This window comes from Streptomyces sp. NPDC059917 (assembly GCF_042730635.1).
In the GTDB taxonomy this organism is placed as follows: Bacteria; Actinomycetota; Actinomycetes; order Streptomycetales; family Streptomycetaceae; genus Streptomyces.
Genome location: NZ_JBHWLC010000127.1, coordinates 1 through 16,664, shown reverse-complemented (window position 1 = coordinate 16,664; position 16,664 = coordinate 1). Strand labels below are relative to the sequence as shown.

General features: G+C 70.6%; 12 protein-coding genes. 3 read left to right on the top strand and 9 right to left on the bottom strand.

Annotated elements, in window-relative coordinates; all coding sequences use genetic code 11:
* Window positions 1–72 precede the first annotated feature (72 nt).
* The 5 genes from ACFWAR_RS37500 to ACFWAR_RS37480 form a co-directional block, all read right to left on the bottom strand.
* A complete protein-coding gene (locus ACFWAR_RS37500; RefSeq protein ID WP_385787634.1) occupies window positions 73–2,409 on the bottom strand; it encodes an FtsX-like permease family protein in 2,337 nt (778 codons plus the stop codon).
* On the bottom strand, window positions 2,406–3,113 hold the full coding sequence (locus ACFWAR_RS37495) for an ABC transporter ATP-binding protein (RefSeq protein WP_385787631.1): 708 nt from the start codon (window positions 3,111–3,113) through the stop codon (window positions 2,406–2,408). The genes ACFWAR_RS37500 and ACFWAR_RS37495 overlap by 4 nt, the downstream gene beginning before the upstream one ends.
* A 180-nt stretch (window positions 3,114–3,293) precedes the next feature.
* Window positions 3,294–5,186: an ABC transporter ATP-binding protein gene (locus ACFWAR_RS37490; RefSeq protein ID WP_385787628.1), complete on the bottom strand. Its 1,893-nt coding sequence runs from the start codon at window positions 5,184–5,186 to the stop codon at window positions 3,294–3,296.
* A gap of 79 nt (window positions 5,187–5,265) precedes the next feature.
* The gene (locus ACFWAR_RS37485; protein ID WP_385787625.1) at window positions 5,266–6,072 is read right to left on the bottom strand and encodes an alpha/beta fold hydrolase; all 807 of its coding nucleotides are present in this window, start codon (window positions 6,070–6,072) and stop codon (window positions 5,266–5,268) included.
* A gap of 250 nt (window positions 6,073–6,322) precedes the next feature.
* On the bottom strand, window positions 6,323–7,618 hold the full coding sequence (locus ACFWAR_RS37480; RefSeq protein ID WP_385787622.1) for a sensor histidine kinase: 1,296 nt from the start codon (window positions 7,616–7,618) through the stop codon (window positions 6,323–6,325).
* Window positions 7,619–7,905: 287 nt separating this feature from the next.
* On the opposite strand from ACFWAR_RS37480, the gene ACFWAR_RS37475 reads away from it, so the two are divergent.
* From ACFWAR_RS37475 to ACFWAR_RS37465, 3 genes are read left to right on the top strand one after another with little or no spacing between them, the layout of a single operon-like run.
* The gene (locus ACFWAR_RS37475; RefSeq protein ID WP_385787619.1) at window positions 7,906–8,916 is read left to right on the top strand and encodes a beta-ketoacyl-ACP synthase III; all 1,011 of its coding nucleotides are present in this window, start codon (window positions 7,906–7,908) and stop codon (window positions 8,914–8,916) included.
* 58 nt (window positions 8,917–8,974) lie between these two features.
* Entirely contained in the window at window positions 8,975–9,211 is a 237-nt protein-coding gene (locus tag ACFWAR_RS37470; RefSeq protein ID WP_352218141.1) for an acyl carrier protein, read from the top strand.
* A 29-nt stretch (window positions 9,212–9,240) separates the two neighbouring features.
* Window positions 9,241–10,446: a beta-ketoacyl-[acyl-carrier-protein] synthase family protein gene (locus ACFWAR_RS37465; RefSeq protein WP_385787616.1), complete on the top strand. Its 1,206-nt coding sequence runs from the start codon at window positions 9,241–9,243 to the stop codon at window positions 10,444–10,446.
* A 153-nt stretch (window positions 10,447–10,599) separates the two neighbouring features.
* Here the strand turns inward: ACFWAR_RS37465 and ACFWAR_RS37460 are convergent, their stop codons facing one another.
* From ACFWAR_RS37460 to ACFWAR_RS37445, 4 genes are all read right to left on the bottom strand, one after another.
* The gene (locus ACFWAR_RS37460) at window positions 10,600–11,322 is read right to left on the bottom strand and encodes a response regulator (protein ID WP_385787613.1); all 723 of its coding nucleotides are present in this window, start codon (window positions 11,320–11,322) and stop codon (window positions 10,600–10,602) included.
* Window positions 11,323–11,437: 115 nt separating this feature from the next.
* Window positions 11,438–12,475: a 4-hydroxyphenylpyruvate dioxygenase gene (locus ACFWAR_RS37455; protein ID WP_385787610.1), complete on the bottom strand. Its 1,038-nt coding sequence runs from the start codon at window positions 12,473–12,475 to the stop codon at window positions 11,438–11,440.
* 69 nt (window positions 12,476–12,544) lie between these two features.
* Window positions 12,545–14,128 (bottom strand): MBL fold metallo-hydrolase, encoded by a 1,584-nt coding sequence (locus tag ACFWAR_RS37450; protein WP_385787608.1) that lies wholly within the window; start codon window positions 14,126–14,128, stop codon window positions 12,545–12,547.
* Between the two features lie 694 nt (window positions 14,129–14,822).
* Window positions 14,823–15,761 (bottom strand): transcriptional regulator, encoded by a 939-nt coding sequence (locus tag ACFWAR_RS37445; protein WP_385787606.1) that lies wholly within the window; start codon window positions 15,759–15,761, stop codon window positions 14,823–14,825.
* Between the last annotated feature and the right edge of the window lie 903 nt (window positions 15,762–16,664).

The following is a 16,664-nucleotide window of genomic DNA, read 5'->3' as shown; positions in this document are numbered from 1 at the left end:
CGCGACGACCGTCGAGGTCGTCGCGTCCGCGCGTCGGAAGGCGCCGTCGGCCGGTCGTCGACCGGCCGGACGTCACTCGTTGTGCAGTGCCTCCGCGATCGTCAGGCGGGTGGTCGCACGGGCCGGGAGGTACGCCCCCACGACCGCGATCACGATGCCCGCGAAGCCCAGTGCGACCAGGACCGGCGCGTGCCACATGTCCATGGTGCTCCGCGCGAGGTCGACGTTGGCGGCCTTGCCCGCGATCGGCATGATCACGCGGTGGGCGAGGACGCCCACCGGGATGCCGAGCAGCCCGCCGATCGCTCCCATCGCCGCCATGGACGTCACCGTCATCGCGATCACCTGGCGCGGCGTCATGCCGATCGACTGGAGCATGCCCAGGTCGCGGCGGCGCTCGCGGGTGTTGAGCACGACGGTGTTGAAGACGCCCATCGCCGCGACCGCGGCCAGCATCAGGGTGAGCACCGACGACAGGCCGACCACGGCCGCGGTGAAGGTGGTCGTGGTCTCGTTCCCGCGCGAGTAGAGCCCCTCGTCGGCCGACTTCACGGCGGAGGTGAAGCGCCCGATGTCGGTACCGGGAGCGACCTGCACCAGGTACTGGAAGCGGGAGTTGAGGCGCGTCACGTCCAGAGCGAGCGGGGACAGCGTCCCCCAGTCCGCGTAGAGCGACTCCTGCTGGCCCATGAGCGAACCGACGATCGTGGTCCGGGTCTGCTTGCCGCCGACCTCCAGGGTGAGCCGGTCGCCGACCTCCAGCCCCCGCTTGTGCAGGAACGCGGAGGACACGGCGATCTCGCCGGGCCCCTCGACCCAGCGCCCGGTGACGATCTGGTCCTGGAAGCCCAGGGTGGCGGAGTCCCCCCGCAGGAAGTCGGCGACCACGCCCTGCGCGGAACCGACGATGGACACCGGGACGTGCGCGTCGACGGTCACGTGACGGGCGCCGTCCAGGGCGCGCAGCATCGACTCGACGTGCGGGTCGTCGAGCTTCGCGGCGGTCTCGCCGAACTGCGGCTGACCCGGCTGCACGGTGAGCTGGGCGGCCGACGCGTGCGTCGTGGCCTTCCCGAACTGGGTGACCGTACCGACCAGGCCGGTCGCGAAGGTGGCCGTGGTCACCCCGAGGAGGACCGCCACCAGCGTCATCGCGCTGCGGCCGGGCCGGGCGAAGGGAAGGCCCAGGCCCAGGCTGATCGAGCGGGGCAGCCGGCTTCCGCTGAGCCTGCGCTGGATCCGCAGACCGCGGCCGGGGCGCGGGGCGCTGCCCGCGCTGATCGCCTCGGCGGCGGAGAGGCGGTGCGCCCGCATCGCCGGAACGGCCGCGGCGAGGACGACGACCGCGGTCATCGTGACCATCGCCGCCGCGCACACCCACAGGTTCAGGCTCACGCTGTTCAGGTCCATGCCCATGCCCTGGAAGGCGCTGGTCAGCAGCGGCTTCGTGGCCAGCGCGCCGCCGACGGTGCCGACGACGCACCCGAGCACCGTGGGCAGCGACACCATCAGCAGGTAGACGCCCACCACTTGGCGCGGGGTGAAGCCCAGCGACTTCAGCACGCCGATGTGCCGGAACCCGGAGACCACCGCGCCGCTGATGACGTTGGCGACGATCAGCAGGGCGACGAGCACCCCGAGGATGCCGAAGACCAGGAGGAAGGGAACGTAGACCCCCGGACCGGAGGCGATGTCCTGCTTGACCGTGAGGTAGGACTGCGCGGCGAGCAGCGAGTCCTTCGGCAGCCCGGCGGTGACGGCGGCCATGGCGCGGTCGATGTCGGCCTGCGTCGCCGAGGAGGCGAAGCGGTAGAGCATCTGGGTGGCCGTCGGACGCATGGCCTCCATCTGCGCGGGCGAGACCCAGGCATCGGCGGTCCGGCTCAGGGTGTAGGCGTAGCCGACGATGGAGAGCCGGGTGCCGTCGGGGGTGACGATCTTCTCGCCGAGGGGGAAGGGAGCCATGGTGCCGACCGCGGGCGGGGTCGCGTTCACGACGATCTCGCCGGGCGCCTCGGCCCAGTGGCCGCTCCACAGCTTCACCTTGTCCACCGGGCCGTCCGGGTCGGCGCGGCCGACCACGGTGAGCGGACCCGTCAGGAAGGAGACGCTGCCCGGAGCCAGGCTTACCGAGGTCTGCCCGAAGGGTCCGGCGGCGGCTTCCACGCCCGACTGGCGCGCGGTGGAGGCCAGTTGCTCCCCGGAGACCTTGCCGGTGTCGAACGCCGCGACGGCGTGCGCGCCGCGCTGTTCGGTGAAGGCGCGCTCGAAGGGACTCGAGGCGGCGTCCAGCAGCCCCAGCGCGATGACCATCGTGGCGGTCGACAGCAGGACCACGATGCTGATCACGGTCGTCTGGAGCCTGCGCCGCCGCACGGCGGCCCAAGCGGCCTGCCACACGGCGCTCATACGGCTCGCTCCAGAGCGCTCTCACGGGCGATCCGGCCGTCTTCGAACTCGATCAGACGGCTGGCGCAGCGCTCGGCGAGGAGCGGGTCGTGGGTGACGATCAGCAGCGTCTGGCCCATCTGGTTGAGGTCGAGCAGCAGCTTCATCACCTGCTCACCGCTCTGCCGGTCGAGCGCGCCGGTCGGCTCGTCCGCCAGCAGCAGGGCCGGCCGGTTCATCAACGCCCGGGCCACCGCGACCCGCTGGCGCTGGCCGCCGCTGAGCGTCGCCGGATAGTTGTTGCGCCGGTCCGCGACACCGAGGTTGTCGAGGAGTTCCAGCGCGCGCTTGCGCGCCTCCCTGGCCGAGGTGCCGGTCAGCTGCGCGGCGAGCGCCACGTTGTCGATCGCCGACAGGTCGTCGAGCAGGTTGAAGAACTGGAAGACCATGCCGATCCGGTGCCGCCGGAACAGCGCCAGGCCGGTCTCGTTCAGAGAGCCCACGTCGTCGCCGTGCACATTGATCGTCCCGGAGCTGGGGCGGTCGAGTCCGGCGATCATGTTGAGCAGCGTGGACTTGCCGCAGCCGGACGGCCCCATCACCGCGACGGCCTCACCGGCCCGGATCTCCAACGACACGCCGTCCAGGGCGACCGACTGTCCGTACTCCTTGCGCACGTCGTCCAGCCGTACGACGACCTGGCCCGTGCTGTTCTCACTGGTCATGGCACGAACCTACGAAGAGCGTGCGGGTCGGGGCATCGGCCCTCGGAGGTAATACGAGCATGGGGTCATCCTTGCGATGTAGGAACGGGACGCACGGCCGGCAACAACGCGGCCGCCGGCCGCCCGTGGTGCTGGCGGCGGCCGGCGGCCGGTGCGGGGGTGCGCGGGGGGAGGGGTGGGTCAGTGGAGTTCGGAGGCGACGTCCACGCCGCTCTCGGCCTGCTGGGCGAACTGCGTGTGGTACAGCGTCGCGTACAGCCCGTCGGCGGCCAGCAGCTCGTCGTGCGTACCGCTCTCGCGGATGGCGCCGGCCTCGACGACCAGGATCTGATCGGCCTCGCGGATGGTCGACAGCCGGTGCGCGATCACCAGTGAGGTGCGGCCGGCCAGAATGGTCTTGAGCGCGCGCTGGACGGCCGCCTCGGACTCGGAGTCCAGGTGCGCGGTCGCCTCGTCCAGGACGACGACCGGCGGGGCCTTGAGCAGCAGCCGCGCCAGCGAGATGCGCTGCTTCTCGCCGCCGGAGAGACGGTAGCCGCGATCGCCGACCACCGTGTCCAGGCCGTCGGGAAGGGCGCTGATGGTGTCCCACACCCGCGCCGCCACGCACGCGTCGATCAGTTCCTGCTCGTCGGCGCCGGGCCGGGCGTACGTCAGGTTGGCCCGCAGGGTGTCGTGGAACATGTGGGCGTCCTGGGTCACCACGCCGACGGTGTCGCGCAGCGACTGGAGGGTCAGGTCGCGCACGTCGTGACCACCGATCCGGATGGCTCCCGCGACGGGGTCGTAGAGCCGCGGCACCAGGTGGGTGATCGTGGTCTTTCCGGCGCCCGAGGGTCCGACCAGGGCGGTCAGCTTCCCCGAGGGCACCCGGAAGCTCAACTCCCGCAGGGTCAAGGGGTTCTCGCCCCGCTCGGGCTTGCGGAAGGCGATCGACTCCAGCGAGGCGAGGGAGACCTCGTCGGCGGAGGGGTAGCGGAAGCTCACCCGGTCGAACTCGACGTCCGGAGCGGGCACCCGCGGCTCGGGGGCCGGGAGCACCCGGGCGTCGGGCCGCTCGGAGATGAGCGGCTTGAGGTCCAGGACCTCGAAGACGCGGTCGAAACTGACGAGGGCCGTCATGGCCGTGACCTGCATGGTCGACAGCTGGTTGACCGGGCCGTACAGCCGCAGGAGCAAGGTCACCATGGCGACCAGCGTGCCGATCGCCAGCGTGCCGTCGATGGTGAGGGCGCCCCCGAGTCCGTACACCAACGCGGTGGTGAGGGAGGTGAGCACGGTGATGATGATGAAGAGCAGCCGCCCGTAGACCATGCCGCTCACGGCTATGTCGCGCACCCGTCCGGCGCGGGCGGAGAAGGCGCCCACCTCGTCGTCCGCACGTCCGTAGAGCTTGGCGAGCATGGCCCCGGAGACGTTGAAGCGCTCGTTCATCATCGAGCTCATCTCGGCGTCGAGCTGCATCGTCTCGCGGGTGAGCCGCTGCAGCCTGCGCGCGAGGAGCCGGACGGGGAGGAGGAAGAACGGGATCATGACCAGCGCCGCGACGGTGATCTGCCAGGAGAGGTAGAACATCGCGCCGAGGATCAGGATCAGCGTGAGGACGGTGGTCACCGAATCCGACAGCAGGGTGGTCACCGCCTGTCGGGCCCCGACGACATCGGCGTTGAGCCTGCTGACCAGCGCGCCGGTCTGAGCCCGCGTGAAGAAGGCGAGCGGCTGCTGCTGCACGTGGGCGAACACCTTGGTGCGCAGGTCGAAGACGAGGCCTTCGCCGATCCGGCCCGAGCACCAGGTCTGTACGTACATGGCGAGCGCGTCGACCAGGGCCAGCCCGGCCACGGTCAGACACAGCGCCACCACGACGCCGATCCGCTTGGGCATGATGCCGTCGTCGATGATCATCTTGAGGATCAGCGGCCCGGTGGCCGTGACGAGCGCGTTGACCACCGTGGTCAGCAGGAGCAGGACCAACTGCCAGCGGTAGCGCAGGGCGTACGGGATGATCCGCCGGACGGTGCCGGGTGTGACCCGCTGTTTGGTGACCGAATCGTCGTCGAACCGCAGCCCCATCGCGCGTGGGGGTGGGCCGTCTAGCATGGTCAAGGAAACCTGCCTCGCTCTCGTGTCTTTCCTCGACGCTGACGGCATGTCAGTTCTTTTCGAGGAACTCGATGATCGCCGTGTTGACCTCTCGCGGCCGCTCCAGGTAGCCGAGGTGGCCGCAGTCGGAGATTTCGACGAGGTCGCAGTCCGGGATGGCGTCCGCCACCTCGGCGACCAGGTGCGGCGGGCAGAGCAGGTCGTCGGTGAAGGCGACGGCCCGGCACGGCACGGTGATCCCCCCGAGCGCCGCGCGGCGGTCCGCGCCGCTGTCGGTGACCCAGTCCTGGCCCTCGGCGGCGTTCTCGCGGCCGCCGGACAGTTCGAAGATCTCCAGCCAGGACGCGACGGCGGCCTCGTCGTTCAGGGTCGCCGGGGACATCATCTCGAGGACGGTCCTGAGCGCTTCGTACGACGGGGGCAGCCGCACGCCGCTCTCGCGCAGCGCGTGGTCCGCCGCCGACTGCGCCCGGCGCAGGGCGTCGGACCGGGCCCGGGTGGCGAGCAGGACGGCGGACCGCACGAGGTCCGGGCGGCCGAGCGCCAGGTCCTGCGCGATCATCGCTCCCATGGAGGTGCCCACGATCCGGCACGGGCCCAGGTCCAGCGCCTCGATCAGCCCGACGGTGTCGGCGACCATGTCGTCGAGGGAGTATCTGCCCCCGGGGGCGTCCGACGGTGCGATGCCCCGGTTCTCGAAGGTGATCGTCTCGTACCCGGCGGCGTTCAGGGCCGGGGTCTGGTGCATGGTCCAGGCCCGGCCCGAAGCCCCCGAGCCCATGATCATCAGTACCGGTTCGCCGCTGCCGGAGCGCTGGTAGGACAGTTGTATCCCGTTGCTCTTCAGGAAGGGCATGACTTTCGAGCCTCGATTCTGCGGGGACCTGGGGTGCGGCCGGCTCGTTTCGTGGTGTGCGCCCAGGCCACCACCTCTGCCCGGCTTGCCCAGAACCGCACGGGTCCGCCGCTCCCCACGATGGCACCGTCGGACAACGCCGATCAATACCGATCGGTTGACCAACCGGCCGGTCCCCTTCGTTCAAGTGGCGCGTCGACGCAGTTGGACGAACGGGCCGAACGGGAGGGGGCGACGGACCGTCCCGGCGCTACTGGACGGAGCGCCACGGGACGCGGGCCCGCACCTGGAACCCGCCGTCGGCCGTGTGGTGCGCTTCCAGGGAGCCGCTGTACACGGCCAGTCGTTCCCGGAGTCCGAGCAGCCCGCGGCCGTTCCCGGTGCCCGCCTGAGCGCTCGGGGTGCCGCCCGTATTGTCGATCGCCATCTCCAGCCATTCGCCCTCGTGCCGCAGGGACACCGAGGCCTTCGCGCCCGCGGCGTGCTTGAGCGCGTTCGTCATCGCCTCCTGCACCACCCGGTAGACGGCCAGCTCCATGCCCGCGGGCAGCGGCGCCCCCGGCAGCGACACCGTGAGGTCCACCGGCATGCCGGCCGTGCGCACCCCCTCCACCAGCGCCTCGAGCTGGGCGAGTCCCGGCTGGGGTTGGAGCCCGTCCACGGAGGCGTCCGTGGGGGACAACAGGCTCATGACGGCGCGCAGTTCGGACATGGCGGCCCGGCCGCCCGCCTCGACCGCGAGCAGGGCCCGCTTGGACTCCTCCGGCGCCAGGTCCATCACCTTGCGGGCCGCACCGGCCTGGATCACCATCACGCTCACGTTGTGCGTCACCACGTCGTGCAACTCGGCGGTGATGCGCGCCCGTTCCTCCCCGACCGCCCGGCGGGTGGCCTCCTCCTGCTCCCGCTGCAGGGCCGCGACGCGCAGTTGGCTGGTCTTGAGCTGGTTCTGCCAGTACCGCACGGCGCGGCCGACGATCGCGGCGAGCATCAGTATCACGAACCCGGCCGACCAGCCCGGCAGTGTCGGGGCGGTGTCCTGGAAGGCGAAGCCCGCCACCGTGGCGGCGACCACCAGACCGGCCGCCGCCGGCACCTGGTGGCGGCTGTGGGTGATCGCGCTGTACGCCGCGACGCAGCAGACGGCGATCGTGATCGACGTCGCCTGGCCGCTCAGCGCCAGGGCCGTGACCAGCACGGCCCAGAAGACGGACAGGGGGTACCTGCGCCGGAGGGCGAGCGGCAGCGGATTGAGGAAGATGAGCGGGTACAGGGGCCGCCCGCCCCGCGGTACCTGGGGCACCTCGGAGGGACCGGGGGAGAGCGGCACGGAGGACTGCCCGCCCGTGCCCGGCGGGTGCATGCCGATGAACTGCTCCCCGGCGTGGAACTTCCAGCTGGCGAGCACCGCGACGACGGCCAGGGCGACGGCGAGCGCCGTGTCGGCCGCGATCGCGCGCCGGGACAACGGAGCGGGCTTCGCCTCGGGGCGCAGCGATTCTCGCGCGTACTGCCGCCACCCGGGCGCCCGTGCTTCAGTCTTCACCCGCACAGTGTGACCGCTCCGCCGGATGGGCACATCGGCTCCGGTGACGGGGAAACCCATCCCGTGGAGCTACCTCGCGAGGATGACGCGCGGGGCGCCCAACCGAGGTCGCGCCGCAGTTGAACGCGTGGAAATACCGTGATCGCCACATTCGTTGTGCCGCTCTTTATGGCCCGGGTAAGGTCACTCCGCGTCGAACTCCGCGACAGAACACGGACGTTCTGTTTCCCGCGGAAGGCGAGAACTCCAGGAGGCCGCCAACGATGTACACATCAGAATTGCCAGCGGTGGCCCCGGAGAAATGGGAAAACCGCCCCGTTGCCGTGGTCGAGGGTCTCGGCACGTGTCTGCCGAGCGCCGAATTCGACAACGACGCGCTGGCCCGCGACCTCGACAGCAGCGACGAGTGGATCCGTACGCGCACCGGCATCGCCGCGCGGCGCCGGGTCGGACCCGACGTCTCCACACGGGACCTCGCGTGCGAGGCCGGGGCCAACGCGCTGCGCTCGGCCGGCCGGGACCGGGTGGACGCCCTGATCCTGGCCACCACCACACCGGACCGCCCGGTGCCGGCCGCCGCTCCGGAGATCGCGCACCGGCTGGGGCTCGACACGGTCCCCGCCTTCGACGTCTCCGCCGTGTGCAGCGGCTTCGTGTACTCCGTGGCGACCGCCGCGGGGCTGATCACGAGCGGCATCGCGGACAGCGTCCTGGTGGTCGCGGCCGAGACCTACTCCCGTATCGTCGACCCCACGGACCGGGCCACGGCCGTGATCTTCGGCGACGGCGCGGGCGCGGTGGTGCTGCGCCGCGGTTCCTCCCGGGAACAAGGCGCCCTGCTCGCGTTCGACCTCGGCAGCGACGGCTCGGGCAAGGAACTCATCCACGTACCGGGAGCACGCGAACAGCCGGATGCGGAACGCTGGTTCACCATGGCGGGCCGGAAGGTGTACCTGCGGGCCGTCGAGCAGATGACGAATTCGGCGCTGCGGGTCATGAAGGACTGCGCCTGGACACCGGACAGCGTCGGCGCCCTCGTGCCGCACCAGGCGAACGCCCGGATCATCCAGGCGGTCGCGGACCGGATCGGCGTACCGCCGCACGCCGCGGTGTGCGAACTGGCCCGCACCGGCAACACGGCGGCCGCCTCCATTCCGCTCGCGCTCGCCGACGCGCTGGCCGGCGGGCGGCTCCGGTCCGGGGCCCGTACGGTACTCACCGCTTTCGGCGGCGGATTGACCTGGGGATCCGTCGCACTGACATGGCCGCAGCTGACGGCCGTGAGTTCAGAAATCTAATGGAGCGAGATCAAAGGGACCCCATAGGTCCACGCGATCCGAACGAAGGGAACGCACCATGTTCGTCGACTACCTCTCCCACGTCCTCGGCACCGTTTACAAAGTGAGCGGTGACATCCAGCCCACCCGGTCCTTCAAGGAACTGGAAGTGGACTCGCTGTCCCTGGCGGAACTCAGCGCCCAGCTCGAGGACGAACTCGGCGTCACCATCGAGGAGGAGAACCTGAGCGCCGACACGACCGTCGGCGAACTGTCCGAGCTGCTGGAGGCCAGTGGGGCGGTCCTCCCGGCATGACGGGTCACGGACTTCGCCATCCCGATGTCGTGATCAGCGGCATCGGCATGGTCACCCCGGCGGGCGCGGACACCGCCACCGCCTGGGAGACCGCCCGCGCGGGGCGCCCGACGGCCGCGGCCGATCCCCGCCTGTCGGGGCTGGGCGTCACGTTCAGCTGCGCCGTGACCGGCTTCGATCCGCAGGAGGCGTTCGGCGCGGACTCCCGCCGCATGGACCCCTTCGCCCAGTTCGCGGTCGCCGCGGCGCGCGCCGCCGTCGCCGACGCGGCGCCGGTCGACGGCTCCTGGGACCCGGCCAGGGTCGGTGTCGTCCTCGGCACCGCGGTCGGCGGTCAGGGAACGTGGGAGGAGCAGGGGCAGCGGCTGCGGGACAAGGGCCCGCGCACCGTGAACCCGCTCACCGTCCCGAAGGCCATCGGCAACATCGCGGCGGGCTCGGTGGCCATGGACCTCGGCCTGCACGGGCCGTCCCTCACCCTCTCCACCGCGTGCGCGGCGGGCACCACCGCGCTGGGCTTCGCCCTGGACCTGCTGCGATCGGGCCGCTGCGACGTGGTGTTGGCCGGTGGCACCGAAGCCGCCGTGACCCCCCTGGTGACCTCGGCCTTCGACCGGTTGAAGGCGCTGTCGCGGCACTGCGGGGATCCTGCCTCCGCCTCCCGGCCCTTCGACGCGCAGCGCGACGGCTTCGTCGTGGGCGAAGGCGCGGCCGTACTGGTCCTGGAGCGCGCGGACAGCGCCGAAGCGCGGGGCCGGCGCCCCTATGCGCGCCTGCTCGGCTACGGAGCCTCCTCGGACGCCCACCACCTGACCTCGCCCGACCCCGACGGCCGTTACGCGGAGCTGGCCCTGCGCCAGGCGCTCCAGGACGCGGGGGTCGCGGCGTCGGACGTGGCCCTCGTCAACGCCCACGCGACGAGCACGCCGCAGGGCGACGCCGTCGAGGCGCGCATGATCGAGCGGGTCTTCGGCCGGGGCACCGCGGTCACCTCCACCAAGGGCGTGACCGGCCACATGCTGGGGGCGGCCGGAGCGGTCGAGGCCGCGTTCACCGCCCTGTCGATCCGGGATTCCCTGATCCCGCCCACGGCCAACTTCCGCACACCCGGCGCGGACATCGCCGACATCGACATCGTCCACTCGGCTGCGCGCAGCGCCTCCCTGCCGGTCGCGGTCAGCAACTCCTTCGGCTTCGGCGGGCACAACGCGGTCGTCGTCCTCGGCCGGGCCTGAGGACGAGGACGCTGTACGAGGACCCGGGCAGTGACCTCGGGCGACGCCGGAATCCACCGGCCCGCCTCGACGCCGCTGATCCCGGGCTTCCGCATGTCCACCAGCACCGTGAAGCCCTGGCGGACCAGGACTGTCGGACCGGTTCGGATCCGGTCAGCGGCCGGGCTGCTCACCCGGGGAGATCAAGCCGGTCTCGTAGGCCAGCACCACCGCCTGGACGCGGTCACGGAGCTCGAGCTTGGACAGGATCCGCGCGACGTGGGTCTTCACCGTCGCGGCGCTGAGGGTCAGGTGGTCCGCCAGCTCGGCGTTGCTCAGGCCGGTGGCCAGCAGGCGCAGCACTTCCAGTTCGCGCGGTGTCAGCACGGACAGGTTCCGGTGCACCGCGACCTTCACCGAGCTCCGCGGAGCGAAACGCTCGATCAGGCGGCGCGTGATGGTCGGCGCCAGCAGGGCGTCGCTCGCCTGGACCAGACGCACCGCGGCCGTCAGGTGCTCGGGGGTGACGTCCTTCAACAGGAAGCCGCTCGCTCCGGCCGACAGCGCGGCGTACACGTACTCGTCGAGGTCGTAGGTCGTCAGGATGATGACGCGGGTCTCGCACGTCTCGTCGGCGACGATCCGCCGGGTCGCCTCGATGCCGTCCATCTCCGGCATCCGGATGTCCATCAGCACCACGTCGGGCCGGGTGCGACGCACCACCGCGACCGCCTCGCCGCCCGTGGACGCCTCGCCGACCACCTCGATCCCGTCGGCCATCAGGAGCATGCGGAACCCGGTGCGCACCAACGCCTGATCGTCGACGATGACGGCGCGCAACGCCGCGTCCGCGCGTCCGCCCATGGCCGAGAGCCCTCCACCGTCCTGCGTACTCATCACGTCCTACATTGTGGATCACACCGACGCGCTGCTCGCAGACGCGTCGTACGATGCGGACCCGCGCTTCCGGCACGAGATGACCGAAAGCGCGGGTCGCCCGGGGCGATGGGGGTCAGCGGGCGGGGTTGACCGCCGCCTCCAGGGCATCGTACTGGGCCCGGACACCCGCCGTGCCGAACGCCTGCGAGCCGCGGCGCTGGACGAGTTGGAAGCAGAGCGTCCCGCGCTCGAAGGGCGAGCGGCCGAAGGACTCCATGAGCAGTCCCCGTCCGTCGTGGTGGACCACCACGTCCGCGGCCCGCAGCGCGGCGAGTTCCTCCGGCGGCAGACCGGCCGCCGTCCACGCCCGGCCGGACGGGTCGTCCCCGGCGCTCCCGGCGGGAAGGAAGCGCACGCCCAGCTCCCCGAACTCCCGGGTGGCGGACAGGACGTCGTCGACGAGGAACGCCAGGCGCTGCACGCCGGGACCGTCGTTCCTGTCGAGGAAGACGTCCGGTTCGCCGGCCTCCGGCCCGAGCCCGTCGGCCACCGTCGTCAGGACGAAGGCGGCGCTCCGGGAAGCACTGCGGACGACGACCGAGTCCACGATCCGGTCGCCGAGGCGCAGGCGTTCGGGGGAGGAGCGGGAGAACCCGAAGACCTGCTCGCAGAAGGCGGCGTAGTCCGCGAGGCCGTCCCGCGAGAGATGGACCGCGATGTGGTCGAGCGACCGCACCCGCCCGCCGGGCACGGCCGGCGCACCGGGAGTGGGGGTCCACCGGCGGCCCGTCGGCAGGGCGGCGCCCGCTCGCGCGGGAACCGGCACCAGGGTGTGGTGGACCCCGCCGAAGGCGGGCACGACCGGGTTCCCCTGCGGGGACGTCGTCACCGCGGCACCGGCCCGCAGTGCGGCGTCCCGGGTCGTCGGTACGTCCTCGCACGCCACCGCGATGTCGGCGATCCCGTCTCCGTGATCGTCGAGGAACTTCCACGTCCCCCAGCCGGAGGTGACGACCAGCAGGACCTCACCGTGCCGGAGCAGCACGGAACTCCGGTCCACTTCGACCGAGTCGGCGACCCGGGTGAAACCCATGGCCGATACGAGGTGATCGACAGTCGATATTTTATCCTTCGTGTACAACTCGACATAGGCTACGTCTCGCACAGCCATGGGTAACTCCTGGAGAACGGGAACGAAGAGGGGTTCAGGGCCGGTCGGGTTGGCTGGTCCGGTGCACGACTACCAGCGCCATTCCTGCTGGCGGTAAAGGTGACCGGCCTTGATGTTCCGGTCCTTGCACCAGGTCATGAATTCTTCGATCTGCTTGATCTGGTACGTGTCCTCGGTGTAAGTCGTCGCCATCACGTGACCGAGCCAGGGCTCTTCACCCATCGCGTACACGTACGCCTCGTGCGCACCGAGTTCCGTCATGATCGCCGCGGCCTGCTCCGCGTTCGACCCCGACAGCTTCCGCGAATTGCTCAGCTTCTTCGACACCGGGATCGTCAACAGCGCCTGGTACAACCACGTCAGCGGCGCACCATCGCACTCCATTCCCAGGAACGCGATGTCAGCCGTCCCCAGATGACCCTTGATCCGCCGGTACAACATCGGATCGATACCCGAGGAATCCGCCCCGACGAACACCTTCTTGTCCGCGAGCTCCACCCAGAAAGTGGACTTCGCCCGAATGTCCAGATCACAGTGCTCACCGAGGAACGGCGTCGCCGTGACCTTCCCGCCCGGGAACTCCACCTCGTCGAAATCATCGACCTCGACCACCGGGAAACCCTGCTGCCGCAACATCAGCGCCATCGACGGGTCCGACAGGTTCCCGCGCGAAGAACGCGGCACCACGATCGCACCGACCCGACCGCGCAACTGCAGCAACGTCTCCAGCACGATGTGGTCCTGATGCCCGTGCGTGATCAGCACCAGATCGATGAAATCGGGAAGATCGTCCAACGTGTACCGGTCACCGGCGGAACTGTCCGCACTGATGAACGGGTCCGTCACGATCGCCGCCTCCGGCGTCTGCATCACCAGGCACGCGTGCCCGAAGTACCGGATCCGCCCACCCCCCTCGATGTGCCGGTCCGGCGCACCACTGGGACGATCGGTGAGCAGCCCCGCCAACTGCACGGCCTGCACATCGTCCAGCTCCAGCGCCTCCCGCAGATGCGACAGCGTCGCCGGACTCACCCGCGCCTTGAACAACTCCTCCAGACCCGCGTGACGGAACGGCACCGCCAACTCCAGCACGTCCGGCGACGGCAGCCGCGGCGTACTCAAAATGAACGGACGCTCATACCCAGGCTCCAACGACAACTGCACCGACTGCCGCGACTCGGCATACACACTGCTCTTGTAGACCAGCGGCTCCATGAACCGCATCTGCGCCTGGTTGTCCGTGTCGTACGCCAGCTCCACCAAACCGTGCAGCTCCGCCGGCATCTTCGGATACAACGGCGTCAGATCGAAGCCCGTCGCGTTCGCCCGCAGGATCTCCTGACCCGCCGCGATCGCCTCCGCGAACCGCAACATGTCCGCCCGGTCCCGCTTGATCCCCTCCAGAAGATCACGCACCTCATCGGCACGCTCCTCCGGAATGTTGATGAAATACCCACCCCGCAGCTCCGGATTGTTGCTCGCCGCGACATGCACCTTCGGGGACTGCAGATACGACTCCAACATCGGCACCTGCAAGAACGCCAGGTTCATCGACGCCTGCACCGGCGCCAACGTATGCGGCCACGCGAAGAACCGGTCGACCAACGGCTCCACAATGGCCTTCGAACGCAGAAACAAAGGCTCCTCAGCCATCTGCTCCCCACCTCTCTTCGAGATCCAATGAGAGGCGGAACACGCGCCCCGGGGGCGCATGGGCACTCTCCAGGGACAGGATGACTCGAATGCGTCTGAATGATCAACGCCGGGGAGCCCGCCCGTTGGACGGTGCGGGTGTCCAACTTCCGGGCCGCGTCGATCGGATCCGGAATTCCGCCGCCAATTCCGTACGCCGGAGCCGAATCCCGGCGCTCAACTGAGGGGCCGCTTCACTTGAACGGCGCCGGAACGCCGCCGCCTTTCCGACCCGCCCACCGCGCCTCGTAGGAGGCCGCGTACATCCCCAGGATGACGGCCGCGGAGGAATACATCGGTGGAGGGAGGCGCCGTCCCGTCCCACCTTCTAGATTGCTCTCACGACCACCGCCCGGGGGCCGCGCGACGCGCTGTACCCGGAGGCGTTCGGCCCGGAGCCGGTTCGTGAGCCCTGGTGTCCCCCGTCACCGCTCTCACGGACCGGCGCCCTGGGCGTCGCGTCCCCGCGCCGCCCGCGCCGTGCTCTACCCGTCCCCTCGGTCATGCTGTATGCGGCCGTTCCGGTGTCCGGCGCGGCCCGGCCCGTGAGCGCCGTCCCCCGGGAAGGGACGGCACTCATCGGGCGAGACTTTGCGTATCCGTGGCAATAGTCCGCGAACCGGCGGGCAGACGGATACGCGGGGGAGTGGGACGGTCAGTAGGCCGCTCTTTGCGGGACGGATCTATCGCGCTCGTCCAGGTGCTGCGCGAACTCCAGCCAGGTGGCCGCGTATTGGCGGGCCAGGCTCCCCACCAGCTCCCCGCAGTGCGGCGGTACCGCTTCGGTCAGCTGGAACCACTCCGCCGAGGCGGTCTGCTGCAGGATCCGCAGGAGGTGCCGCCCCTCCTCCTTGAGGCGCATGGAGGGGTCCCGCAGGAGCTTGGTGAGCACCACGGCGGGATCCGGCGCGGGCGTCCGCGCCCTGCGGTTGGGATGCGCCCGCCCGCCCTGCGCGGGCACCTTGATGACCGCGTGCGCTGCGGCGCCGGCACCCGCCCCCGACGCGGCGGCGTGGGTGCTGTCCGGTGCGGCCTGGTCGGCCTGGGGCCGTACGGTCGCGGGCAGTTCGCCGGACTGGATGCGCTTGCGCACGTCGCTCACGGTGGCGGGCGAGATCTTCGCGAGCCGGGCCACCTCGCGCAACGAGGCGTTCGGGTTCTCGGCCATGAGCTCCGCCGCGCGCCAGCGGCCGTCGACGCTGTTCAGCGGACGGGCCCGCCCGTCGCGTCCGATCCGCACGCTCAACTGCGGCAGCGCGTCACTTGAACGCCGCCTGATCGTCGCGATGGCTTTGGCTCCCAGGCCCGAGGCCCGGGCGATGGCCCGATCGGACATCTGCGGATGGGACGCGATGATCCGGGAGGCGGCGGCGCGCCGATCGGCCTGTGACAGCGGCAGACCGTGGGCGATGTTGGCCCGGACCGCCAGCAGGAAGGAGTCGGCGGGGCTCCCCTCGAAGAACTCGACGTCGATGCTGGTCTGGCCGCGGACCAGGGCGGCCATGAGGCGGTGCATGCCGTCGATGACGCGCATGTCGGACCGGCGGACGAGGATCGGGGGCAGGGGGGTGTCGACCTCGGCCAGACGAGCCACGTGCTCCTGGTCCAGCCCCTCCGAACGAGGAGACTCACCCGGCAGGAGCGTTGCGATCGTAACGGGGACGATCGTGCGGGCGGGCACCTCGTAGGGGGCCGGTGCGGCGGCCGCGGAGAGGGACGGTGCGGTGGGCCGGGACACCGTCGTACCAGGGCCGGGCCTATATGACTCAGGTAGTAACACTTCGTATTCACCCCGTGTGTAGGAAGTACCTCTGGTTGGGCGACTGGCCCCCTTCGTGTGGTGTGCGGGGGTGCGGCGGGTGGTGTCGCGGCAGACGGCCGTGAGGTGTCGAAGGCCCGGGCGCAGCGTGTGCGCGCTGTCCGCCTGCACTTCGGTCACATCCTCACTACCTGGGAAAACACCGTCGGTTCACCCGTCCTGATGGCGCGACATGCAGTGATGTTGGTGATCACGGCGGATCGCGACCGCCCGCATTCGGCCAGTCGTCAGGACCTCGGACTCATGGTCATATCTCGTCCTGGTGCTGTCGAGTCCTACGAAACGCGTGATGCCGGGGTGGCGCCCGCGGCGCCGGTGAAATCCTCAGCGATGGCGTGGTGACCGTTTCCGGCCAAGTGCTTGGAGTACCGCCGGTCGGACTGGTAGAAGGTCGTGACCCGGGTGCCGCGCGTTGCCGGGGCAGCTGGCCCGAATCCGTCGCACTTTGCAGCCATGTGGCTTCGCAGAGTGTGGGCGCGCGGCTGTCCGAGGTGGTTGGCGGTCCGCTGGGGGCGAGGCGTGCGAACGGACTTTTGGGGCGGATGGCCGGGGTCGGTTGGACGGAAGAGGCCAGGGGCTCACACCGCCGACAGCGGCGCCGTGCGGCTTCCTCGACGGCGGCCCGGCCCGGTGCGGCCCGCACAGAGCCGTGCCGCCGCACCCCGGGGGGTGCGGCGG